Source organism: Streptomyces sp. NBC_01233 (genome assembly GCF_035989305.1).
In the GTDB taxonomy this organism is placed as follows: domain Bacteria; phylum Actinomycetota; class Actinomycetes; order Streptomycetales; family Streptomycetaceae; genus Streptomyces.
Genome location: NZ_CP108514.1, coordinates 151,821 through 175,455, shown reverse-complemented (window position 1 = coordinate 175,455; position 23,635 = coordinate 151,821). Strand labels below are relative to the sequence as shown.

Sequence of the window (23,635 nt, the reverse complement as noted above, 5' to 3'; positions counted from 1 at the left end):
GGATGGGTGACAGAGGGTCAGATGGGTCTCATGAGAGGAGCCCAGACGATGCCTGCGCCGAGGAAGTATCCCAAGACCACGGAGTTATGGCTTGTCCGGCGCTGTCAACAGGGGCGGGGACAGGGGCTTGTGGAGGTTGGGGTGGTCCACTCGGGGTCGAGGGTGTAGAGGCCCCGGCCGGTGCGGCGGAGGATTCCTTCGCGGACCCAGCGTCCCAGTTCTGCGCGTAGTCCTTGGGGATCCTCCAGTCCGATACCGCGGGCGATTTCACATGCGCGCCAGGTGCGGTGGGGATCGGTTCGCAGGAGTTGCAGTGTGCGGTCGCGGCGTCCGTCGGGGCCTGGGCCAGCGGAGGGGTTCACGGTGACACTGATGCTGGTGATCCTGGATGCGCCCAGGACTTGTGCCTGGTGGGGCGGGGCGGCGTAGCGGGAGATCGGGCATTTGACGCGGCGTGGGTTGACGCGGGCCCGGCGGGGTGGGAGCAGATCGTGCAGCAGGGCCGGTGTGATTCGTCCCGGTCCGGTGTCGGGCAGTACGTCGGCTGCGGCGATGAGCTGGTCTTTTGCGGTCTCCAGGGCGACGGTGAAGGAGGCGCGGTCCGGGTCGGTGCCGGGGAGGGTCTCGACGGCCTCGGCCATCGCGCGGCGCAGTGCCTGGTAGACGGTCAGGTGAGCCCAGAGTTCTTGTTGGATCCCGGTCGCGTCCTGGGATCGCAGCACCAGGCCGTGCTGCAGGGTGTGCCGAAGCGAGTAGAACGCGGACTCGATCTCCCATCGCTCGTGGTAGAGCTCCACCAGCTCTGCGGCGGGGTAGCGACGGTGATCGGTCAGCGTGGTGGCCAGTCGGTAGTGGCCTTCCAGCCTCAGCCCTTTGGCGGTCGTCACCGCGATGTGCGCATCGATGATCCTCAGCCGGGTCCCGTTGATCCTGGTCAGGAATGACCCGTCCGGCAGTAGTGCCCAGCGTGCGGGTGTCCGGGTTCCCTTGAGGCGTACCAGCAGCTGGGCGCCGGTGGCCGCGGCCTTCGCGAGGAAGTCGTCGGAGTCGAAGCCCCGGTCGTTGAGCAGCAGCATCCTGTTGTCCAGCAGTGGTAGCAGCTGCTCGGCGTAGCCGGTCTCCTTCTCGGGCGTCGGTCCGAAGACCGCACCGAGCAGGGCCCGGGTTCCGGTCTCGCACAGCACCATGATCTTCAGCATCGGATATCCGTCCGTGCCGTAACGATGCTTGTGTTTGCCCAGCCAGGCGCAGACTCGCGGCCGGTCAGGGGCCTTGGTGGAGCTGCAGCCGTCGAAGGCGACTGTGCGCCAGCACCTGTATCGCACCCCTGGTGTGATCGGCTGTGCCACGGGACCGGCCAGTGTCTCGAAGAGCAGCCGCAGCGGCGCGGCGCCCAGCCGCCGGCGCACCTCTCGCAGCGCCTTCTCCGACGGACGCGGTGGAAGGAGCCCGCGCAGGCCGCAGGTGAGTTTGTCCCACACCCGCATGTAGCCCAGCTGCGGGAAGAGAACCAGTGCCAGCACGAAGTAGACACCCACCCTCGACGGCAGCAGCCTCAGCCTCCGCTGGGTTCCGCCAGTACGTTCCAGCACGTCATCGACCAGTTCAAAGGGCAGGTGCCGGGTCAGCTCGCCCAGATGCCCCGGAGCGAAGACCCCGTCGGCGACGGTGATGGACGACGTGAGCGTGACGGTGGAACACTGAACGGGCAACGGGGCTCCTTCAGGCGGGAAGACCTTGGTCGGCTTCCTCGCTCTACCAGGAGTCCCGTTGCCCTGACCGGCACTTCTCCCAAATACCTCGCCCCTGTTGACAGCGGCCGACAAGCCATAACTCCGTGGTCTTGGAAGTATCCGCTGGAGTTGCGTGAGCGTGCGGTACGGATGTACCGGACCGCCGAGCCGAAGCCCGTGATCCGCCGCATGGCCGAGGAACTCGGCGTGCACCACGAGGCTCTGCGCAACTGGATCCGGCAGGCAGAGGCCGACGCCGGCGAACGCGACGACGTGCTCACCACTGGCGAGCGGGAGGAGCTTGCCGCCCTGCGGAAGGAGAATGCACAGCTCAAGCGTGCGAATGAGGTCCTGCGGACGGCCTCGGCTTTTTTCGCGGCCCAGCTCGACCCGACCCGGCCCAGGTGACGGCGCTCGTTGACGAGCACCCGTATCTGGGGGTCGAGCCCGTACTCCGGGAACTGAACATCCCCTCCTCCACCTACTACCGGTGGCGCCAGGCCGAGACCGAACCGTGCGAACGGCGCCGCCGGGATGCCGAGCTGACCAGCAGGATCCGGCAGGTCCACGAGGAGTCCGGCGGGATCTACGGCTCACCCCGCGTGCACGCCGTCCTCAAGCGTGAGGGCGTCCACGTCGGCAGGAAGCGCGTCGAGCGGCTCATGCGCCAGGCCGGCCTGGCCGGGATCAGTCCCCGCCGGGGCAAGGGTTTCACTCGCCGTGACCCGGACGCCGATCTGGCCCCTGACCTGGTGCAACGCGACTTCACCGCGGCCGGGCCGAACCGGCTGTGGGTTACCGACCTGACCATGATCCCCACCGGGGAGGGGCCGTTGTGGCTGTCCGCGATCCGCGACGCGTTCTCCCGCCGGGTGGTGGCCTGGGAGACCTCCGCCCGCGCCGACGCCGATCTGGTCCTGACCTCGCTGGAATACGCCCTGGCCAGCCGCGAGGTCGCCCCCGGAGAGCTTATTCACCACGCCGACCACGGCTGTCAATACACGTCCGTGAAGCTCACAACACGCCTGGTCAGGGCCGGGATCCAGGCTTCCATGGGCTCGGTCGGCGACTCGTACGACAACGCCCTCGCGGAGAACCTGTGGATGGTCATCAAGACCGAGTGCATCCGCGGCCGCGTCTTCGCCACCAGGGCCGAGGCGAACCTCGCGCTCTTCGAGTACATCGACGGCTTCTACAACCCCCGCCGCATCCAGAAACGGCTCGGCTACCTCAGCCCCATCGAGTACGAGGAGAAGCACTACGCCAACCAGGCAGCGACCGAACAAGTGAACCTGAAACCACGTCAACCCACCCTGACCAGCTAGTCAGCCCCTCCCGCAGTGCGGGGGAACCTCAGAGCGCGGCCGCCCGGATCGCACCAGGGTGCGCAGCCAGGCTGTCCGGGGCCGTGTCCACACGCTGGTACCAGTCACGTCCCGAAGCGATCACTGAAGCTTCCCCTTGATCGTGGACACCTGGAGACTGGGATCTGAGGTTCCAGAGGAAGTAGTGCCAGGTGGGAAGCAAGTACACGAAGCGGTACTCGGACGAGTACAAGCGGGACGCGATCGAGCTCGTGCGGTCGTCGGGCCGGACGGTGACCGAGGTCGCCCGGGAACTCGGGATCAGCTCGGAGTCCCTGCGGGGCTGGGTGAAGAAGGCCCGGGCCGCCCAGGACAACGGATCGGGACCCGGCGCCGTGCGGGCCGCCGACGACCGGGACGAGGAACTGGAAGCGGCTGCGGAAGCTGACCGTAGAGCAGGCGAAGACGATCGAGATCCTGAAAAAGCGACCGCCTTCTTCGCGAAGGAGAGCGACCGGTGAGCACGATATGCCGGTTCATCCACGCGGAGAAGGCGAACTACACGATCGTGCTGCTGTGCACGGTGATGAAGACCGCCCGGTCCACGTACTACGCGTGGGTGGCCGGAGCCGAGGCCCGCGAAGCCAGGCGACGGGCGGATGAGACCCTGGCACACGAGATCACGGTGATCTACATCGCCTCCCGGCGGAACTACGGCGTCCCGCGCGTCACCGCCGAACTGCGCCGGCAGGGCCGGGTGGTCAACCGTAAGCGGGTGGCACGGGTCATGCGGGAGAACGGCATCGCCGGGAACAGCCGGCGCACCGGACGCCGCGGCCTGACCAAGGCCGACACCAAGGCCGCCCCGTCGCCGGACCTGATCGGCCGGGACTTCACCGCCATCCGTCCCGGAACGAAAATCGTCGGGGACATCACCTACATCCCCACCGCCGAGGGCTGGCTCTACCTCGCCTCGTGGCTGGACCTGGCCACGCGCGAGGTGATCGGGTACTCGATGGCCGACCACCACCGCGCCGACCTCGTCGTCGACGCGCTGGACATGGCAGCCGCGCTGGGCCGCCTGGAACCCGGCTGTGTGATCCACAGTGACCGCGGATCGGAATACACCTCCGGTCAACTCCGCACAAAAATCAGCAAGTTGGGGCACCGGCAAAGTATGGGCCGGACCGGGAGCTGCTTCGATAACGCCGCCGCGGAGAGCTTCTGGGCCGTCCTGAAAGAAGAGATCGGCACCCGCTTCTGGCCCGACCGGGCCACCGCCCGCGCCGACATCTTCGACTTCATCGAGACCTTCTACAACAGACGCCGCCTACGCAAGCACATCCACTGGGGCTACCTCACACCCCACGAAACCCGCCTGCGATACCGGCAAGACCAGGCCCTCGCAGCGTAACAACACCGTGTCCAAGATCACGGGGAAACTTCACACACCGGCGCGGAAGTCGATGAAGCTGTCGTCGGAGCACCCGCCCCCGATGAGGTAAGCAGCCGCCCACACGTCCCAGCGATACAGGGCGTCATGCAGTTCGTCAAAGCGTTCCGCATACTCCAGGATCTCCTGCGGCCGTCTGCCGGCGAGGTGGTTGACGAGGACTTCGTCGAACGGCTCGCCCGCTTCCGCTGCCTCGGACCGCGCAGTTTCGATGATCTCCCAGAACGTGTCGATGCCCATGCCGCGCACTCTGCCAGGACCCTGTGACAATCCATCCCGGCCACCCGCCGGCATCCGGCCCCACAGCTTTGGGGCGCAGGGCCTTCAGGGCCTTCAGACGACCGGTTCGCCGATGCCCAGCAGATTGCCCTCGCTGTCGCGGAACCAGGCGCCGCGCTCGCCCCGGGCGCCCTTGCTCGGGTAGTTCCCGTCGATCTCGGCGATCGAGTCCCTGGTCTTGAATCCCGGAACGTCGACGTCCTCGAACACCACACCGAGCCGCTTGAGCCCCGTGACCACACGGGTGAGGTCGTCGACCTCGAAGGCCATCTGCGTGAACGTGCCGGGCGAGGATCCCGTGGACCGGAACAGCACGAACTCCGCACTCCCGCACCGGTACAGAAGGCCGCCGGGCCGCTCGTCGACAGGCTCCAGGCCGAGGCGCTCGGCGTAGAAACGCCGGGCCCGTCCCAGATCCTGGGCGGGAAGCCGGGTCGCCACGCGCGCCCTGGCCAGAAGGTCGCCGCTCACGTTCATGTCCCCAGTGTGCCCGTGCACCGGCCACGGACGGGCGGTCGACGCGCGCCACCGAATCCGCCCGGCGGACCGGGCCCCGCACGTGCCCGAAGCCCGGGCACCCAGTACGGGGCACACCCGCGAGGAGGAGCACCCGGACGGCCGTGCCGGGCCTGCCGTACGTGTGGGATCGCCGGGGCGGGGCCGGCCCCCGGCGTACTGGCCCCGGCCCGCGCCCGCGCCCTCGATGCGGTTCCGGGCTCGTCTCCTGCCGTGGTCTGCGGACGGAGCCGACCGGATTCGAACCGGCGTCCTCGCGGTTTTGGAGACCGCGCGCGTCGACCTCTGCGCTACGGCTCCGTCCGCCCGGCATCCTAAGCCACCCCGCCCCGACCCCATCCGATGCCCTCCCTCCGCCCTGGAGCGGCTAGCACGGGGGCCAACCGATGCGGTACCCGCCCGGCCCCCGTTGTCCAGCGCACGCGCTCTCCGTACGCGCTCTCCGTACGCGCTCTCCGCGCGTGCTCAGCGCAGCGTGGGGATCACCTCGCGCGTCTCGTCGACCTCGACGCCCGCGGTGCGGCGGCCGAGCGTCCCCGTCGGCGTCTCGTCCGCGCATGCGGTGTCCCGTGCGGGCAGTGCCAGCGTGGCGAGGTACTCCGTGACCAGGGCGCTGACGCACGCGCTCCGGTTGTACGCGGTGTGTCCTTCACCGGCGAAGGTCAGCAGCCGCCCGTTGTCCAGCCTCGCTGCCAGGGCCACGGCGTCCTGGTACGGGGTGTCCGGGTCCCCGGTCGTGCCGAGGACCAGGATCGGGGCGGAACTCGCCGCCCGGTAGGAGCCCTCGAAACGGCTCGGGCGTTCCGCCGGCCACTGGGCGCAGGTCGGCGCATGGTTGTGGTCGTAGGTGGGCGGCCCGAGCCCGATGGCGGATCCCAGCAGCGGCTCCGAGGCGACATGGGCACCGACCAGCGCGTCCAGGAGCAGCCGACTGGTCGGATAGACGCGGTCGGCGCACTCGACGGCCATGTTGACGTTGAGGAAGTCGAACGACGCGGGGGAGGGCGGGTTCAGCAGGAACGTGGCCTGCCGTGCCTGCGCCGCCCGCAGGGCCTGCCCCAGCTCGGGCCAGATCTCCTTGCCCGCGTTGATGTTGAACATCAGCCGGTACCGGGTGTTCTCGTGTCGGGTGTTTTGGTTCTGTTGTTCTTGTGTGGGGTGGGCGGGTCGGTGGCTGGGGTCTGCCGGGTGCTGTGCTGCTTGGGTGCTGTGCTGCTTGGGTGCCGGGCGGCCTGGGCCGGGTGCCGGGGCGGGCTGGGTGCGGGGTGGGTGGGGCGTCTGGTGGGGGCTGTCGGAGTTGTGTGGCTCGGGGTGTCGTGCTGACGGGGGTGGTGCGGGGTGGGCACGGAAGGTTGGCCTGTAGTCCACCTGTCCCCTTCGATTCCGGTGCAATTCTGACAAATCAACCACCTCGTTGGAGGGGTGTGTGTGGTGACGTTTAGTGAGGTTGGGGTGGTTTGGGGGTGACTCGGCCCATAGGGCCCACGTCACATACGGCCTGGGTTAGTAGGTGGTGGTGGGCTTGGGGTGGTCGCGTTGTGGGGGCTTTGGCCTGCGTGGATCCCTGTGGCGGTGCGGTGGGGGTGTGGGTGTGTTGCTGCGAGGCCGGGTAGTAGGTGGAGTCGTTGCCAGGGCGTGGGGGCGTCGGTAGAACTGGATGAGTCGCCGGGCGGTGCGGGTGTTTCACCCGCCGCCTGCGGTTCCCCTCTCCACTGCGTGAGTGGTTCACGCATGTCTTCGGCATGCGGCGACCGTCTCTGTCCCCTTCGGAAGGTCAATCCGTGTCCAACGCCGTCATCCGCCGCATCGCCGCTTCGAAGAAGGCCCTCGCGGGTTCCGTCCTCGCCCTGGGCGTCGCCGGTTCCATGCTTGCCGCGGTTCCCGCGCAGGCTGCCCCGACGAGCGCCAAGGCGATCGCGCAGCAGATGATCAAGGACCCGGCCCAGTTCGCCGCCTTCGACAAGATCATTTCGCGTGAGAGTGGCTGGGACTACACCGCGACCAACGCCTCCTCCGGCGCCTACGGCCTGGCCCAGGCCCTGCCGGCGTCGAAGATGGCCTCCGCGGGCGCGGACTGGAAGACCAACCCGGCCACCCAGATCAAGTGGGGCCTGGACTACATGAACGAGCGCTACGGCAGCCCCGTCGGCGCCTGGAACTTCTGGTCCGCCAACCACTGGTACTAAGACCGACCGGCAGTAGGCGTCACTTGAGTCGTCGGGTGGTGGGGCGGGTGTCCCAGCGGTATTGGAGCGTCGCGCGGCGGATGAGCATGCGGAGCGTGACGATCGTGGCGGTGAGGTGCAGGTAGAAGTCCACGACGTTGCCGTTCTTCTCGGTGCAGCGCCGCAGTTTGCCGAAGCCGTTCATCCACGAGTGTGCGCGCTCCACCACCCAGCGTTTCCCGGCTTGGATTGGGGCGGGCACACCCTTGCGGGCGATCTCGACGGTGAAGCCGAACTCCTCCAGCGCGGTCCGGGTCTTCGCGCTGTCGTAGCCGCGGTCCAGGTTGACGTTGACCTGCTCGGGGAGTGGTCCGACCTGGGTTTTCACGGCGTCGAGGGTGGGGATGAGCAGGGGCGAGTCGTGCCGGTTGGCTCCGGCGGAGACCAGGCCGAGCGGAACACCGCGGGCCTCGGCTGCTATCGAGCGTTTCAGGCCCTGCTTGCCGCGGTCGACCGGGGAGCGGCCGGCCTTCTCGCCGCCGCAGGGCGCCTTGGTGATGCAGCCGTCGACCGACAGTTCGTCGAGTTCCAGGCCGATCATGCGGTCGTACGCCTCCAGGGCCAAGGCGTGCAGTTGCTGACATATCCCCAGGTCGGCCCAGTGTCTGACGCGGCGTCGGATAGTGCGGTCGGAGCAGCCGGGACTGGCGATGCGTTCGTAGCCGGAGCCGTGCACGAGGGCAGCGATCACGTGCTCGAAGACGATCCGGTCGGGGAGGCGCGGATTGTGGCAGCCAAGCGGATGGCCGTCCACGTGCGCGGGCAGCAGCGCCGCGAACTGGTCCCACAGGGGTTCGAGCAGGCATGATGGCAGGACAGGCACGAGCCCTCCGGTGATCACTGAGCGTAGAGAACTCCATGATCACTCAGGCTCGTGCCTGCCTTGCGCTCGGGCCGCCGATCACCGACACCCACGGCCCTACTGCCGGTCGGTCTAAGCCTCGATCCACCGATGTGGTCTGAGGGTGATCTTCTGGCGGGCGTCTGTGCCGGTTTTGGGGCGGTGGTTGGGCATGGGCAGGTTGTAGCCGCTGGTCTGCCCAGCTTTTCCACGACTTGGTTCCGGTTGGGCCCTGGCGGGCGGGGTGGGCAGGGGGCGTCAGGCCGGGCCGGGTGGGCCGTGGACCGTGTCGAACAGGTGCGTCCAGGCGTGCTGCCAGGGCCAGTTGTGCGGTAGGTGCAGGGTGACGCGCCGGGCGGAGCGGGCGGTCCGGGCCGGAACGTGGATCAGGTGGGTGCGGAGGGTGGCGGTGGTGGCCTTGGCGTGGAAGGCGGAGGTCAGAGCACCGGTGGCCCGCAGCAGGTTGTAGGTCATCGCCCACAGGGTCAGCCAGGCCGCGTTGGCGTTGAACTGTCCGGAGGGCAGGTGGGCGAGGGCGGAGGCTTTGCTGTCGGCGATGACCTGCTCGACGACGGCGTGGTGACGGTGTTCCCGCTCGGCCTGGAGCGTTCCGGCGGGGTTGTCGGTGAAGAACGGGTGGTAGCGCCAGACGGGGAACAGCTCGCCCTGCTCACCGACGCCGGCGGGTTTGGCCAGGTCCCGGACCCGGCGCACGATCAGCCGGGCCGTGACCCGCTCGCTCTTCTTGCGGCCGGCGAACGCGGTGTATGCGGGTATCTCGGCGACTTCGGCGCCGGAGATGAGCTCCCCGGTGTCGGGGTCGGGCACCGCGGTCGGGTAGCTGATCTGCTGCCACGTGCCGTCCGGGATGGCCAGGACGGCCCGTTTGATGGAGGGGTTCATGCCGGTCGTGATGGAGAAGTGGGCTCCGGCCCGGCGGCAGGCGGCGATCACACCGGCGTTGTAGAACTGCGAGTCCGCCCGCAGGATCCGCAGGCCGGTGCAGCCGGCCTCCCGGGCGGTGGCCAGAGCCTCGCTGACGAACTTGGGGGCACCGCGGGAGTCGGCCGCCTTGCCCCGCCGCATCCGTGCCCCGGCGATCACCGGCCGCGCGGCGGGGGTGCAGATCGTGGCGAGCAGGGGGTGCAGGGTGCGGACACCCTTGAACCGGCCGTACTCGCCACCCTGCTTGGTCCGGCCGTAGACCCGTTTGTGGGTGGAGTCGACATCGATGAACGCCTTCTCGCCCGCGCCGGGCAGCAGCGGGGTGTGCGAGGCCAGAGCGGCCAGGAACCCGCGGTGCACCGCGTGGAGCTGGAGCGCGTGACCATGGGTGAACGAGCGCAGAAACGTGCCCAGCGTGGACGGCGCACGGACGCCTGCGAACAACACGGGCATCGCACCGTGCCGCAGCACATCCAGATCGTCGATGCTGTCCGCACCCGCGGCCATCCCGGCCACGATGCTGGTCACCTTGGCGTCCGCCGACGCGCCCGCGCCGTTCTTCGCGCCGGTCAGCTTCACCTTCTCGGCCACCAGCCGGGCAAGCCCGCACCGCTCGGCCAGCCGCATCACCGGGACCAGCCCGGCATGCGCGACCAGATTCGCGTCATCGAACGCGGCAAACACCGCCGAAGCAGCATGGGAAGATTGCATCTCGCGGATGTTCTCTTGCTCTGTGGAAATGGAACCGTAGGAAGTCCCATCATCCCAGCTCAGAGGGCATCCGCGTCTTCATGTCCAAGCCCTGGACCGGCTATTGCTCGGTGGATCGAGGCTAAGCCACCGGCACGCAGCAGACGGACAGCAGACGCACGGAAGACGCCCGGCCGGAATTCTCCCGGCCGGGCGTCTTCCGTGCATCCAGCCGCCCCCGGGCCCCCGGGCCCCGGCCCCCCGGGCCCCCGGCCCCCCCAGACCCCCTGGACCCCTGGACCCCCGAGCCTGCGGTCTCTCGGGCCTCCGGCCTTCCGAGCCGCCGGACCCCCTCACGGCCTGCGGTCTCTCGGGCTTCCGGCCCCCCGGGCCTCCGGGTTCCCGGCCCCCGGGCTCCTGGGCCTCCGGGCTTCCGAGCCTCTGGGCCTGCGGGCTTCCGGGCTTCCGGGCCCTCGGGCCTGCGGGCCTCCGGCTTCCCGGCTTCCGGGCTTCCGGGCCTGCGGTCTCTCGGGCCTGCGGGCCTGCGGTCTCTCGGACTCCCGGGCCTGCGGGCCTCCGGGTTCCCGGGTTCCCGGGCCTGCGGACCCCCGGGCCTGCGGGCTTCCAGACCCCCGGGCTCTCGGGCCGCCGGGCTTCCGAGCCGCTGGGCTTCCGGCCCCCCGGGCCCTCGGGCTTGCGGGCTTCCGGGTTCCCGGGCCTGCGGGCTTCCGGACCCCCGAGCCGCCGGGCTCCCGGACCCCCGAGCCGCCGGGCTTCCGGGCCTGCGGTCTCCCAGGCCTGCGGACCCTCGGGCTCCTGGGCCTGCGGGCTTCCCGGGTTCCCGGACCCTCGGGCTTGCGGGCTGGGGCTGGGTCTGCGGAAGGATTCAGGGCGGGGGCGGGGGTGGGTGGGTGGTGAGCCAGTGACGTGCGATCTGCTCGCGGGTGGCGACCCATGTCCCGCCCCGCTGCGCGACGTGTTCCAAGAAGCCGTCGAGCGCACGGATACGGCCGGGCCGGCCGATGATCCGGCAGTGCAGGCCCACGCTCATCATCCGCGGCCGTTGTCCGCCCTCGGCGTGGAGCACCTCGAACGTGTCGATGAGATACGCGAGCATGTCGTCGGCCGTCGTGAAGCCGTGGACGATCAGGAACTTGAAATCGTTGGCATCCAGGCTGTACGGAACCACGAGGTGCGGGCGGCCGCCCATCTCCGCGTAGAACGGCAGGTCGTCCGAGTAGTCGTCGCTGTCGTAGAGGAAACCGCCGTCCTCGGCGACCAGACGCCGCGTGGCGGGGCTGGTCCGGCCGGTGTACCAGCCGACGGGCCGGCGTCCCACGAGCCGTTCGATCGTGGCGATCGAACGCGCGATGTCGGCGCGCTCGACGTCCTCGGGCACGTGGCGGTAGTCGATCCAGCGCCAGCCGTGGCCCGCCACCTCCCAGCCCGCGGCGCCCATCGCGCGCGCCGCGTCCGGGTTGCGCTCCAGGGCCTGGCCCACCGCGTGGACGGTGAGCGGCACGCCGTGCGCCGTGAGCGTGCGGTGGAGGCGCCAGAAACCGGCGCGCGCACCGTAGGCGAACATCGACTCGGCGTTCAGGTCACGCCCGCCCACCACGGGCGGCGCACCGACCAGTTCGTGAAGGAACCCCTCCGAGGCGCGGTCGCCTTCAAGGACGCTCTGCTCCCCGCCTTCCTCGTAGTTGAGGACGAGACTGACCGCGACACGGGCCCCGCCGGGCCACGCGGCATGCGGCGGCCCGGCGCCGTAACCGACGAGGTCGCGCTGATCCTCGGACACGGGCCGCACCCTACCCCCGCCGCGCCCCCGGACCCGGGCGACGCCGCGCCGGGCGGCAGCCCCCGCGGCCGATCAGCCCACACCGCCCGGTGCAGGCCCCCCGGCAAACAGGGCGCGGGACACCGGAGGTGACCCGACGCCAGGCCGGGAACAAAGGGCCGGGAACAAAGGGCCGGGAAGAAAGGGCCGGGAACAAAGGGCCGGGAAGGAAGGGCCGGGAACAAAGGGCCGGGAAGAAAGGGCCGGGAACAAAGGGCCGGGGAGAAGGGGCCGGGGAGAAAGGGAGGGGGAGGGTGGGGAGGGTGGGGAGGAGGGGAGGAGGGGAGGAGGGGTGGGGAGGGTGGACCGGCAGCCGGTGCCCCGCGTCTTACCGGCGCCCTGCCGGTTTCCGGTGCCCGGTGTCTTACCCGCGCCCGCCCGGATACCGGTGCCTTACCGGTGCCCCGCGTTCGCAGGCCCCGGCGGGGAGGAGTCCTGCCGGGAATCCTTCCTCGAACGGTTTCGGTCCAGGAACCAGGCGCCCGCGCCCACCAGCACGGCCGCCCCGGCTCCGTACAGGGGCAGCCACAGGGTCGTCGTGGACGCCAGGCACTCGGCGACGGCCTTGCGGCGCTGGGCCTCCTGCGCGTACGCCACGGCGGCGCCGTCGCCTGCGGCCAGGTTTGCGACTGCCGCCCGCGTGCGGATGACCTCGTACCTGCCGAGCCCGTCGCACCCGCTGCGCGTGCCCGGCATCGGGAACAGCCAGTCCCAGCGCTGCATCATGGGGGCCAGCGCGATCGCCACGCACAGTCCGACGACGAGTGAGTAGGCGACCAGAGCGCGCATGTACGCCGACCGGACGCCGGGCCGCCATACGGGCTGGCCGCGGAAGGCGAAGACCACCGCGAAAAGCGTCACCCCGATGTAGGTGGCGAACCACTGCCAGGAACCCTGCGCGAGTGCGAACGCCAGTACGGCGGCGAGCCCGATGCCGATGACCCCGGCCTGACCGGCGCCGTCATCGCCCGCTCCGCCCGGTCCGGGCCGTCGACTTCCTTGGGGGCCGGGCTCGCTCACGGGCCCCTCCTGCAGGGTGGGAGGCATCGCCCGCAGTATCCGCCGTGCGCCGCCGCCCAGCCCGGGCGCCATGCCGGGGGCGGCGGCGATGGCCTCCGGACGGGGGAGCCGCACCCGACGCCCCCGTGCGGCCGCACAAGGAGCGGTGGCGGCGGACGGGACGTGCACGGCCGGCGCATCCCGTGGACAGGCGTGGACAGTGTCGGGCAGTGGCCAGGCCCTGCGGGGTCTGGCCAGTGGACAGCGCCCGGCGTGAGGCTGTGTGCCACACACCGCCTGAAGGAGCAACAGCCATGGCATCCCGCCCGATCCGTACGATGACGGTCCTGACCGCCACCGCAGCCCTGTGCGCCACCGCCCACGCCGCCACCGCCGTCGCCGCCACCGCCCACGCCGCCTCCGCCGTCGCCGCCACCGCCCACGCCGCCTCCGCCGTCGCCGCCACCGCCCACGCCGCCTCCGCCGTCGCCGCCACGGCCCACGTCACCTCCACCTCCGCCGTCGCCGCCACGGCCCACGCCGCCTCCACCTCCGCCGTCGCCTCCGCGGCCCCTGCTGCTCCCGCCGCGGGCCGGCACGTGCCGCGGATCGTCACCGCCTGGGCCCGTGCCTGGAACGGCACCGACCCCCAGGCCCTCGGCGCCCTGTTCACCGCCGACGGCACCTACACCGACGAAGCCGTGGCCGTCACCTTCCGCGGACGGGAGGAGATCGCGGGGTGGAAGGCCCGTGCCGACACCCTCATCGAGAACGTCCACGTCACCGTCCGCTCCACCCGTCTCGAGGGGGACCGCGTCACCGTCCGGGCCCTCTACTCCGGCCATCTCAAGGGCGCGTCCAAGCCCTTCGCCGTGCCGATGACCACCGTCCTCGGCCTCGATGGCAACCACTGCCGGATCGTCTTCGACCGGGACCACTACAGCCTGGCCGCGGTCCTGTCCCAGTCCGGCCTGCCCGCCGACTGGACCCCGCCCGCCGCCTGACAGGGGGCCGGCCGCTCGAGATCCACTCGAAGGCGGCTCGAATCACCCACCGCTGGAGCCCCCTGCGCCCGTATGATCCCCATGACTTGACGATTCGATGACCCGTTCCCGAAGAATCGATGACCGAGAGACTTGGCGGACGGACGAACAGGGGGACGCACGATGGAGACCGCACGCCTGGCCTCGCTCATCGCCGCCACGCTCACCACGGGACTGGTCAGTGGCCTCTTCTACGGTTTCTCCGTCTCCGTGATGCCGGGTCTCAAGCGCACCGACGACCGTACGGTCATCGAGGTCATGCAGCGCATCAACGTGGCCATCCTCAACGGCTGGTTCGTCCTCGGCTACATCGGGGCGTTCCTGTTCACCGCGCTGGCCCTGGCCCTCCACATCCCCTCCGACGGCCGTGACGTGCTGCCGCCGCTGATCGCGGCCCTGGTCTGCTACATCGTCTCGATGGGCGTCACCAACAAGGTGAACATCCCGCTGAACAACATGCTGGAGAAGGCCGGTCCCGTCGACCGGATCCCCGACCCCGCAGCGGTCCGCCGCGCCTTCGAGGGCCCCTGGTCCGTTGCGAATGTGTGGCGCACCCTGCTGTGCACGGCCTCCGTGGGCTTCCTGTCCTGGGCGCTGTACCTGCACGGCCAGGCCGGCTGACCCCCTGTCCGCCCCCGGCCGGCCGTCCCCCCGGCCGGCCGGGGGCGGGCGGGATGTACGAAGTCCCCCGGTCGGGTGGCCGGGGGACTTCGTGGTGGTGCGGTGAGGGGGAGGACGGGAGCCGCGGTTCAGCGGGTGGCGCGGCCGTACAGGACCAGGGCACGGGACAGGGCCGTCAGGGCCGCCGTGCACAGCAGGGTGCGGACGATGTTGGTGGCGGCCCAGGTGTCCTTGAACTTGTCGACGATCGAGAAGTCCGTCAGCTTCGCCGCGTCCCCCGCGTCGGCGAGTTCGTTGTTGAGGGGGATGTTCACCGAGAAGGTGATCATCAGGACGAGGAAGTAGGCCGCCGTGGCCGCCCCGACCCAGATCGCCACGGTGCGGCGGCCCTTGCGGAACTCGACGATCGCCGAGGCCGCGGAGGTGAGCAGGGCGAGTACGAAGGCCATGCCGAAGACGGCGTTGCCGTCGATCGCCGCGTTGAAGTTCTGCATCGCGGTGATGTAGGTGCGTTCGTCGCCCGCCGCCAGACCCGGCATCACCGAGACGTCGAAGGCGAAGAAGAGGCCGGCCATCAGGCCCATGAGGATCGTGGAGACCAGCAGGAGGGCGGTGCCCGCCTTGCCGCGGTCGGCGGGCGCGGGGGGCTGGGGCGGGGCGTAGGGGCCGGGCTGCTGGGTGGCGTACGGGCTCGGGCCTGGGGCGGGGTAATGCTGGGGGCTGCCGGCCGGGTTGGGGTTCATGGGACATCCTCGTCTGGGGTGGTGGGAGCACTGCTCTTTCGGCGCGGGACATCCGATCGTGACACTCCCGGGGACACCCGGCCACGGGCTTTCCACCGGCTCTCGAGCAAACCTCGAGAGCCGGTGGCTCGATCTTTTCGGTCGCCGGTCAGGGGGTGGTCAGTAGCGGTAGTGGTCCGGCTTGTACGGGCCCTCGACCTGGACGCCGATGTAGGCGGCCTGCTCCGGGCGCAGGGTGGTCAGGCGGACGCCGAGGGCGTCGAGGTGGAGGCGGGCGACCTTCTCGTCGAGGTGCTTGGGCAGCACGTACACCTCGGTCGGGTACTCCTCCGGCTTGGTGAAGAGCTCGATCTGGGCCAGGGTCTGGTCCGCGAAGGAGTTCGACATGACGAAGGAGGGGTGGCCGGTCGCGTTGCCCAGGTTGAGCAGACGGCCCTCGGACAGCACGATCAGGACCTTGCCGTCGGGGAACTTCCAGGTGTGGACCTGCGGCTTGACCTCGTCCTTGACGATGCCGTCGATCTTCGCGAGGCCGGCCATGTCGATCTCGTTGTCGAAGTGGCCGATGTTGCCCACGATGGCCTGGTGCTTCATCCTGGCCATGTCGGCGGCCATGATGATGTCCTTGTTGCCGGTGGTCGTGATGAAGATGTCGGCGCTCTCGACGACATCGTCCAGGGTGGCGACCTGGTAGCCGTCCATCGCCGCCTGCAGCGCGCAGATCGGGTCGATCTCGGTGACGATGACACGGGCGCCCTGGCCGCGCAGGGACTCGGCGCAGCCCTTGCCGACGTCGCCGTAGCCGAAGACCACGGCCGTCTTGCCGCCGATGAGGACGTCGGTGGCACGGTTGATGCCGTCGATCAGGGAGTGGCGGCAGCCGTACTTGTTGTCGAACTTCGACTTCGTCACCGCGTCGTTCACGTTGATCGCCGGGAACAGCAGGGCGCCCGCCCGGTGCATCTCGTAGAGGCGGTGGACCCCGGTGGTGGTCTCCTCCGTCACGCCGCGGATGTCCGCCGCAAGTGCCGTCCAGTCGATGGACGTCTTCTGCAGCAGGCCCAGGACCAGGGCCATTTCCTCGTTGTCCGCGGTGGACGGGTCCGGCACGGCGCCCGCCTTCTGGTACTCGACACCCTTGTGGACCAGGAGGGTTGCGTCACCGCCGTCGTCGAGGATCATGTTGGGGCCCGCGTGGCCGGGCCAGGCCAGGGCCTGCTCGGTGCACCACCAGTACTCCTGGAGCGTCTCGCCCTTCCAGGCGAAGACGGGGATGCCCTGCGGGCTGTCCGGGGTGCCGTTCGGGCCCACCGCGATGGCGGCGGCCGCGTGGTCCTGGGTGGAGTAGATGTTGCAGGACACCCAGCGCACCTGGGCCCCCAGCGCCACCAGCGTCTCGATCAGGACGGCCGTCTGCACGGTCATGTGCAGGGAACCGGTGATCCTCGCCCCGGCGAGGGGCTGCGAGGGGGCGTACTCCTTGCGGATCGACATCAGACCGGGCATCTCGTGCTCGGCCAGGGTGATCTCCTTGCGGCCGAAGTCCGCGAGGCCGAGATCGGCGACCTTGAAGTCCATGGGTTCTACTCCGTGATGGTGGTGGCTGGGTGCTGGCTGACGTTCAGGTTCTGATGGATCTCCAGAGTCGCGGTGGACTTGTTGAGGGTGATGTAGTGCAGGCCCGGCGCACCCTCGGCGAGCAGACGCTCGGCCATCGCGGTCGCGTACTCGACCCCGATGCGGTGACCGGCCGCCGGATCGTCCTTCGCCGCTTCCAGCCGCCGGGCCAGCGCCGCCGGGAAGCGGGCATCGCTCAGCTCGGCGAAACGCCGGATCTGGCGGAAATCGGTGGCCGGCATGATCTCGGGGATGACCGGTGTCAGGCAGCCGACGGCGCACAGCCGGTCACGCAGGCGCAGGTAGTCCTCGGCGTGGAAGAACATCTGGGTGATGGCGTAGTCGGCGCCGGCCCGGCACTTGGCGGCGAAGTGCCGGATGTCCTCGCTCCAGCCGGGCGAACGGGGATGACGCTCGGGGAAAGCCGCGACACCCACCGTGAAGTCACCCAACTGCCGTATCAAAGTGACCAGTTCATGGGCATGCGTCAGCCCGCCCGGATGCGGCGTCCACTGCCCCTTCGGATCGCCGGGCGGGTCACCGCGCAGGGCGAGCACGTCACGGATACCCGCGTCGGCGTACTGGCCGATGATGTGGCGCAGCTCGGCCACCGAATGCCCCACCGCCGTCAGGTGCGCGACCGGGCGCAGCGTCGTCTGCGCCGCGATGCGCTTGGTGACCTCCACGGTGCGGTCGCGGGAGGAGCCGCCGGCCCCGTAGGTGACGGAGACGAAGGACGGCGCGAACGGCTCGATCCGCCGGATCGCCGCCCACAGGGTGCGCTCCGCGGCATCGGTCTTCGGCGGGAAGAACTCGAACGAGAAGGTCCGCCGCCCCTGGGACAGCAGCTCGCGGACACCCGGGGCGGCGGGCTTAATACTGCAACCGCATGTGTGGGTCGTGGCCTCGGCGTTGGTAATGGCAGCGGCGGGCTCGGGCCTGGCTGCGGCGCCGGAAGCGTGACCAGTGCAGACGGTGCTCGTTGCTGTGGCAGCGGGGCGTGACGACGACGTGCCCGATCATCCGGCGGATCTCCGGGACGCTGAGGGGTATGAGGTCTTGCTCGTCATCTCCGCTGCCCCTTTTGCGGCTTCTGCGGCACGGATGGCCGTGAGGTAGGCCAGGACGGCCATGGCCAGGGTGATGTGCCGGTACCAGGCCCGGTAGAGCCGCACCTGGTAGTGATCGAGCCCGCATTCACCCTTCGCGGTCTGGAAGCATTCCTCCACCGCCCACCTGGCTCCGGCGGTCCTGACCAGGTCTTTCAGCCGGGAAGTGACGGGGCCATAGCAGACGTAGTAGGCGATGTCGGTGGGGTCGGACAGATTGCGGCGGGCGAGCACCCAGTGCCCGAATCCGCCCTCCCAGGCGGGCCGGATCGCGACGCGGGCCCAGTGGTAGATCCGCTGGCCGTGGGCGCCTGCTCCGGCGGAGATCCGCTTCCATGCCTGCTTCGGCAGGGCCGCGATCAGCTCGTCGACGCGGGCGTCCCGGCCGTCGGCGGTGATCACGGTGTCGTTGACCTTGGTGGCCAGCACATACGCGGCCTGGCGTTCTTCCAGCCAGGCGCGGAAGTGCTTGACCTGCCCGTATGCCTCGTCCGCGGTCACCCAGGCGAAGGGAACAGCCGCGTCGATGGCGCGTTGCAGCATCCACTTGAGGTGCTCGATCTTCGTGGCGAACGGCACGGTGTCGTCGATCCCGGCTGCCCGGCAGCGGTCGCGGTCGTCCGTCCAGGACTTCGGGACGTAGAGTTCCCGGTCGATCAGCGCCCGCCCTTTGGCGGATGCGTAGGCGAGGAAGGTGCCGATCTGGCAGTTCTCGGTGCGGCCAGCGGTGCCGGAATACTGCCGCTGGACCCCTGCTGACCTGGTGCCCTTCTTCAGGAACCCGGTGTCGTCCCCGATGAGCACGCCATCCTTGGCGCCGATGGTCTCCACGACGAAGTCCCGGACATCGTCGCGGACCGCGTTCTCGTCCCATTCGGAGTGGTTGAGCAGGCGTTGCACACCGTCCGGGCGGAGCTGGCCGACCTGCTCGGCCAGCGTCCACCCGTTCTTCTTCTCTAGCGGCGCAAGCAGGCCCGTCATGTAGTCCAGAGCCCGATCACGTGGCTCCGACCTGCCAAAACGATGCCCGAACCGGGCATGCAACCCCGCTACACCCTCGGACCACGACTCGATCTGCTCAACCGTCAGCGATTCATCACACAGTCACAACAACGAGCAACCTCACCGACCGTCACGCCACATGCGGTTGCAGTATTAAGGGTGCGGGGGCGGTCGGTGGTGGCGGCCAGAGCAGCCGGCATGTCGGACTCCTTTCCAACTCATCCGATCTCAACGGGCGTTGAAATACTTGGCTTCGGGGTGATGGACCACGATCGCGTCGGTGGACTGCTCCGGGTGGAGCTGGAACTCCTCCGACAGGCGCACCCCGATCCGCTCCGGCTGCAGAAGAGCGGCGATCTTCGCGCGGTCCTCCAGGTCGGGGCAGGCGGGATAGCCCAGCGAGTAGCGGCAGCCCTGGTACTCGGTGCGGAACATGCCGTCCATGGACCCCGGATCCGATCCGGCGATGCCCAGCTCGCCGCGGACGCGGGCGTGCCAGTACTCGGCCAGGGCCTCGGCGAGCTGCACGGACAGGCCGTGCAGCTCCATGTACTCGCGGTAGGCGTCGGCGGCGAAGAGCCGGGCCGTCTCCTGCCCGATGCGGCTGCCGGCGGTGACCACCTGGAAGCCCACGACGTCGGTTGCCCCGCTGTCCTCGGAGCGGAAGAAGTCCGCCAGGCACAGCCGGCGGCCGCGGCCCTGGCGGGGAAAGGTGAAACGGGTCCGCTCGGATCCGTTCTCGTCCAGGACGATCAGGTCCTCGCCCTTGGAGACACACCGGAAGTAGCCGTGCACGACAGCCGCCTCCAGCAGCCCGCCGGTGTGCAGGCGCTCCAGCCAGCCGCGCAGCCGGGGCCGCCCGTCCGTCTCGATGGTCTCGCTGTCCTTCAAACCCCACTGGCCCTTGAACAGGGCGCCCTCGTCCAGCCAGGACGCGTACTCCTTGAGCGGGATGCCCTTGACGACGCGGGTGCCCCAGAACGGCGGGGTGGGGACCGGGTGGTCGACGGACACGTCGGAGCGGCCGCCGGGCTGGGGCCCCGCCACCAGGAGCGGCGTATCGCGCCGGGCGACGCGGCGCTGCTTCAGGGGCGGCAACACGACGCCGGGAACACCGCGTTTCACCCCCATCAAGGCGTCCATGAGGCGCAGGCCTTCGAAGGCGTCGCGGGCGTAGCGGACTTCGCCCTCGTAGATCTCGTGGAGGTCTTGTTCGACGTAGGCGCGGGTGAGGGCCGCACCGCCGAGGATCACCGGGTAGTCGGCCGCCAGCTTGCGCTGGTTGAGCTCCTGAAGGTTCTCCTTCATGATCACGGTCGACTTCACCAGCAGCCCGGACATGCCGATCACATCGGCCTTGTGCTCCTGCGCCGCCTCCAAGATCGCGGAGACGGGCTGCTTGATCCCGATGTTGACGACGTTGTAGCCGTTGTTGGTGAGGATGATGTCGACGAGGTTCTTGCCGATGTCGTGGACGTCGCCGCGGACCGTGGCCAGCACGATCGTGCCCTTGCCCTCGTCGTCGGTCTTCTCCATGTGCGGCTCGAGGTAGGCGACGGCCGTCTTCATGACCTCCGCGGACTGCAGCACGAACGGGAGCTGCATCTGGCCGGAGCCGAACAGCTCACCGACGACCTTCATGCCCTCCAACAGCGTGTCGTTGACGATGCCGAGGGCGGGACGGGTCTGCAGGGCCTCGTCGAGATCGCCCTCCAGGCCGTTCTTCTCACCGTCGATGATCCGCCGCTGCAACCGCTCGTCCAGCGGCAGCGCAAGGAGCTCCTCGGCCCGCCCGGCCTTCAGCGACTTGGTGTTGACCCCCTCGAAGAGGGCCATCAGCTTCTGCAGCGGGTCGTAGCCCTCCGCCCGCCGGTCATAGATCAGATCCAGCGCCGTGGCGACCTGCTCCTGATCGAAACGCGCGATCGGCAAGATCTTCGACGCGTGCACGATCGCCGAATCCAGACCCGCCTTCACACACTCGTCCAGGAACACCGAGTTCAACAGGACCCGCGCAGCCGGATTCAACCCGAAGGAAATGTTCGACAGACCCAGCGTGGTCTGGACGTCCGGGTGGCGGCGCTTGAGCTCGCGGATCGACTCGATCGTGGCGATACCGTCCTTCCGGGACTCCTCCTGCCCGGTGCAGATCGTGAACGTCAGTGTGTCGATGAGGATGTCCGACTCCCGGATCCCCCAGTTCCCCGTCAGGTCCCCGATCAGCCGTTCGGCAATGGCGACCTTGTGCTCGACGGTGCGGGCCTGGCCCTGTTCGTCGATGGTCAGCGCGATCAGCGCGGCGCCGTGCTCCTGCGCCAGTCGGGTGACCTTCGCGAAGCGGGACTCCGCACCGTCACCGTCCTCGTAGTTCACCGAGTTGATGACCGCACGCCCGCCGAGCTTCTCCAGGCCCGCCTGGAGGACGGGAACCTCGGTCGAGTCCAACACGATCGGCAGCGTGGAGGCCGTGGCGAAGCGGCCCGCAAGCTCCGCCATGTCCGCGACGCCGTCGCGGCCCACGTAGTCCACGCAGAGGTCGAGCATGTGCGCGCCCTCACGGATCTGGTCCCGTGCCATCTCCACGCAGTCGTCCCAGCGGGCCTCCAGCATCGCCTCACGGAACTTCTTCGACCCGTTCGCGTTGGTGCGCTCACCGATGGCCATGTACGAGGTGTCCTGGCGGAACGGAACCGTCTGGTAGAGCGAGGCGGCGCCGGGCTCGGGCTGGGGGGTGCGAGCGGTGATCGCGGTGCCGCGGACCCGCTCGACGACCTGCCGCAGATGCTCCGGCGTCGTCCCACAGCAACCACCCACCAGAGAAAGCCCGTACTCGCGGACGAAGGTCTCCTGTGCTTCGGCCAGCTCGGGGGCGCTGAGCGGGTAGTGCGCGCCGTCCTTGGTCAGGACGGGCAGGCCGGCGTTGGGCATGCAGGACAGCGGGATACGGGCGTTGCGCGCCAGATACCGCAGGTGCTCGCTCATCTCCGCGGGGCCGGTCGCACAGTTCAGACCGACCATGTCGATACCCAGCGGCTCCAGCGCCGTCAGGGCCGCACCGATCTCGGAGCCCAGCAGCATCGTGCCGGTGGTCTCGACGGTGACGGAGCAGATCAGCGGGACGGTGACCCCGAGGGCCTCCATGGCGCGCCGGGCACCGATAATGGAGGACTTGGTCTGCAGGAGGTCCTGGGTGGTCTCGACGAGCAGCGCGTCGGCGCCGCCGGTGATCAGGCCCTCGGCGTTGATCTGGTAGGCGTCGCGGATCTTCGCGTAGGTGATGTGGCCCAGGGTGGGCAGCTTGGTGCCGGGGCCCATGGAGCCGAGAACCCAGCGCTGCTGCCCCGTCGACGCCGTGAACTCGTCGGCGACCTCGCGGGCGATACGGGCACCCGCCTGCGACAGCTCGAAATTGCGCTCCGCGATGTCGTACTCCGCCAGAGCCGCGAAGTTCGCACCGAAGGTGTTCGTCTCGACGCAGTCCACACCCACCGCGAAGTACGCCTCGTGCACCGTCCGCACGATGTCCGGACGCGTCACGTTCAGAACCTCGTTGCAGCCCTCCAGCTGCTGGAAGTCCTCCATCGAGGGGTCCTGCGCCTGCAGCATCGTCCCCATCGCCCCGTCGGCGACCACCACACGGGTCGCGAGCGCCTCCCGCAGGGCATCGGCCCGCATCTGCGCGTTCACCGTCATGCCGACCGCCCCAGCTTCGCCTCCAGCAGCCCGGCCGCATGCTCCCCGTACACCGCGCGAACGGTGGCCAGCAGACGCTCGGGCCGGACCTCGTACGCCTGGGATCCGACCGTCACCAAGGCCAGCGCCGACATCGCGCAGCCGAGCTGCGCGGCGCTCTCCAGCTTTAGGCCCCAGCTGACGGCGGCCAGGAAGCCGGAGCGGAAGGCGTCGCCGACACCGGTCGGGTCCTCGGCGCGGACGTCGGGAACCGCGCCGACCGTGACGGCCGGCGCGCCCATGCGGTCGATACGGACGCCCTGCGCGCCCAGGGTGGTGACCCACGTACCGACGCGGTCCAGGACCTCCTGGCGGCTCCACCCGGCCCGTTCACGCAGCAGCGCGGACTCGTACTCGTTGGTGAACAGCCAGCGGGCCCCGGTGACCAGGCTGCGGACCTCGGCGCCGGTGAGGCGGGCGAGCTGCTGCGAGGGGTCGGCGGCGAAATCGATGTCCAGGTCCCGGGCCTGCTCGGTGTGGCGGACCATCGCGCCGGGATCGTTGGGCGAGACGAGCACCAGGTCGAGGGGGGCGCGGTCATGGACGGCGCGCAGGTCGACACGGCCGGCCTCGGCCATGGCGCCCGCGTAGAAGGCGGCTATCTGGTTGGTGTCCTGGTCGGTCATGCACATGAAGCGGGCGGTCTGGTGGTCCGAGGAGACGTACACCGAGCCGGTGTCGACGCCGTGTTCCTTGAGCCAGACCTCGTACTCGGCGAAGTCCGGGCCCACGGCGCCCACCAGCAGGGGGTCGAGGCCGAGGCCGCCGAGGCCGAAGGCGATGTTGGCCGCCACTCCGCCCCGCCGCACCTGGAGGGTGTCGACGAGGAACGACAACGAGACGTGTTCCAGCTGGTCGGGGAGCAGCTGGTCGACGAACCGGCCCGGGAAGGCCATGAGGTGATCTGTGGCGATGGATCCGGTCACCGCGATACGCACGTGGA

Annotated in this window: 20 protein-coding genes, 1 tRNA gene and 1 pseudogene; 7 read left to right on the top strand and 15 right to left on the bottom strand. The window is 69.6% G+C overall.

Annotated elements, in window-relative coordinates; genetic code table 11:
• Positions 1–84 precede the first annotated feature (84 nt).
• Positions 85–1,712 (bottom strand): annotated as a pseudogene (locus OG332_RS00855) (IS4 family transposase).
• Here OG332_RS00855 and OG332_RS00850 point away from each other — a divergent pair.
• The 4 genes from OG332_RS00850 to OG332_RS00835 all read left to right on the top strand — a co-directional run bounded on the left by OG332_RS00850 (position 1,638) and on the right by OG332_RS00835 (position 4,451).
• On the top strand, positions 1,638–2,141 hold the full coding sequence (locus tag OG332_RS00850; RefSeq protein ID WP_327411595.1) for a transposase: 504 nt from the start codon (positions 1,638–1,640) through the stop codon (positions 2,139–2,141). The pseudogene OG332_RS00855 and the gene OG332_RS00850 overlap by 75 nt on opposite strands.
• Entirely contained in the window at positions 2,138–3,058 is a 921-nt protein-coding gene (locus tag OG332_RS00845) for an IS3 family transposase (protein WP_327411594.1), read from the top strand. The genes OG332_RS00850 and OG332_RS00845 overlap by 4 nt, the downstream gene beginning before the upstream one ends.
• A 191-nt stretch (positions 3,059–3,249) precedes the next feature.
• On the top strand, positions 3,250–3,558 hold the full coding sequence (locus OG332_RS00840) for a transposase (RefSeq protein WP_327411593.1): 309 nt from the start codon (positions 3,250–3,252) through the stop codon (positions 3,556–3,558).
• Positions 3,555–4,451: an IS3 family transposase gene (locus OG332_RS00835; RefSeq protein WP_327411458.1), complete on the top strand. Its 897-nt coding sequence runs from the start codon at positions 3,555–3,557 to the stop codon at positions 4,449–4,451. Before OG332_RS00840 ends, OG332_RS00835 begins: the two co-directional genes overlap by 4 nt.
• 30 nt (positions 4,452–4,481) lie before the next feature.
• On the opposite strand, the gene OG332_RS00830 is transcribed toward OG332_RS00835, so the two are convergent.
• From OG332_RS00830 to OG332_RS00815, 4 genes are all read right to left on the bottom strand, one after another.
• Positions 4,482–4,730, bottom strand: a complete 249-nt coding sequence (locus OG332_RS00830; RefSeq protein ID WP_327411592.1) for a DUF4240 domain-containing protein — start codon at positions 4,728–4,730, stop codon at positions 4,482–4,484.
• 93 nt (positions 4,731–4,823) lie between these two features.
• Positions 4,824–5,246 carry a VOC family protein gene (locus tag OG332_RS00825; RefSeq protein WP_327411591.1) on the bottom strand — a complete coding sequence of 141 codons (423 nt, stop codon included), beginning with the start codon at positions 5,244–5,246 and terminating at the stop codon, positions 4,824–4,826.
• A gap of 264 nt (positions 5,247–5,510) precedes the next feature.
• Positions 5,511–5,585: transfer RNA gene (locus OG332_RS00820), tRNA-Trp, on the bottom strand.
• A gap of 165 nt (positions 5,586–5,750) precedes the next feature.
• On the bottom strand, positions 5,751–6,386 hold the full coding sequence (locus OG332_RS00815) for an alpha/beta hydrolase (protein ID WP_327411590.1): 636 nt from the start codon (positions 6,384–6,386) through the stop codon (positions 5,751–5,753).
• 641 nt (positions 6,387–7,027) lie between these two features.
• Between OG332_RS00815 and OG332_RS00810 the strand changes: the two genes are divergently transcribed.
• Positions 7,028–7,471, top strand: a complete 444-nt coding sequence (locus OG332_RS00810; protein WP_327411589.1) for a transglycosylase SLT domain-containing protein — start codon at positions 7,028–7,030, stop codon at positions 7,469–7,471.
• A gap of 19 nt (positions 7,472–7,490) precedes the next feature.
• On the opposite strand, the gene OG332_RS00805 is transcribed toward OG332_RS00810, so the two are convergent.
• From OG332_RS00805 to OG332_RS00790, 4 genes are all read right to left on the bottom strand, one after another.
• Complete coding sequence (locus OG332_RS00805; RefSeq protein ID WP_327411588.1) at positions 7,491–8,333, bottom strand: IS5 family transposase; 843 nt, start codon at positions 8,331–8,333, stop codon at positions 7,491–7,493.
• A 276-nt stretch (positions 8,334–8,609) separates the two neighbouring features.
• Positions 8,610–10,007 carry an IS1380 family transposase gene (locus OG332_RS00800; RefSeq protein ID WP_327411587.1) on the bottom strand — a complete coding sequence of 466 codons (1,398 nt, stop codon included), beginning with the start codon at positions 10,005–10,007 and terminating at the stop codon, positions 8,610–8,612.
• A gap of 865 nt (positions 10,008–10,872) precedes the next feature.
• Complete coding sequence (puuE, locus tag OG332_RS00795; protein WP_327411586.1) at positions 10,873–11,787, bottom strand: allantoinase PuuE; 915 nt, start codon at positions 11,785–11,787, stop codon at positions 10,873–10,875.
• A gap of 432 nt (positions 11,788–12,219) precedes the next feature.
• Positions 12,220–12,960 carry a hypothetical protein gene (locus OG332_RS00790; protein WP_327411585.1) on the bottom strand — a complete coding sequence of 247 codons (741 nt, stop codon included), beginning with the start codon at positions 12,958–12,960 and terminating at the stop codon, positions 12,220–12,222.
• Positions 12,961–13,139: 179 nt separating this feature from the next.
• On the opposite strand from OG332_RS00790, the gene OG332_RS00785 reads away from it, so the two are divergent.
• Together OG332_RS00785 and OG332_RS00780 are read left to right on the top strand one after the other, a co-directional pair.
• A complete protein-coding gene (locus OG332_RS00785; protein ID WP_327411584.1) occupies positions 13,140–13,829 on the top strand; it encodes a nuclear transport factor 2 family protein in 690 nt (229 codons plus the stop codon).
• A gap of 162 nt (positions 13,830–13,991) precedes the next feature.
• A complete protein-coding gene (locus tag OG332_RS00780; protein WP_327411583.1) occupies positions 13,992–14,489 on the top strand; it encodes an anthrone oxygenase family protein in 498 nt (165 codons plus the stop codon).
• A gap of 128 nt (positions 14,490–14,617) precedes the next feature.
• Here OG332_RS00780 and OG332_RS00775 read toward each other — a convergent pair whose 3' ends face one another.
• From OG332_RS00775 to OG332_RS00750, 6 genes are all read right to left on the bottom strand, one after another.
• The gene (locus OG332_RS00775; RefSeq protein WP_327411582.1) at positions 14,618–15,232 is read right to left on the bottom strand and encodes an anthrone oxygenase family protein; all 615 of its coding nucleotides are present in this window, start codon (positions 15,230–15,232) and stop codon (positions 14,618–14,620) included.
• Positions 15,233–15,391: 159 nt separating this feature from the next.
• Positions 15,392–16,810 (bottom strand): adenosylhomocysteinase, encoded by a 1,419-nt coding sequence (gene ahcY / locus OG332_RS00770; protein ID WP_327411581.1) that lies wholly within the window; start codon positions 16,808–16,810, stop codon positions 15,392–15,394.
• 5 nt (positions 16,811–16,815) lie between these two features.
• Positions 16,816–17,697, bottom strand: coding sequence for a methylenetetrahydrofolate reductase [NAD(P)H] (metF, locus tag OG332_RS00765; protein ID WP_442816322.1), 882 nt, complete (start codon positions 17,695–17,697; stop codon positions 16,816–16,818).
• A 171-nt stretch (positions 17,698–17,868) separates the two neighbouring features.
• Complete coding sequence (locus OG332_RS00760) at positions 17,869–19,032, bottom strand: IS701 family transposase (RefSeq protein ID WP_327419062.1); 1,164 nt, start codon at positions 19,030–19,032, stop codon at positions 17,869–17,871.
• A gap of 156 nt (positions 19,033–19,188) precedes the next feature.
• Positions 19,189–22,653 carry a methionine synthase gene (gene metH / locus OG332_RS00755; protein WP_327411580.1) on the bottom strand — a complete coding sequence of 1,155 codons (3,465 nt, stop codon included), beginning with the start codon at positions 22,651–22,653 and terminating at the stop codon, positions 19,189–19,191.
• Positions 22,650–23,630 (bottom strand): carbohydrate kinase family protein, encoded by a 981-nt coding sequence (locus OG332_RS00750; protein ID WP_327411579.1) that lies wholly within the window; start codon positions 23,628–23,630, stop codon positions 22,650–22,652. The genes metH and OG332_RS00750 overlap by 4 nt, the downstream gene beginning before the upstream one ends.
• Positions 23,631–23,635 lie beyond the last annotated feature (5 nt).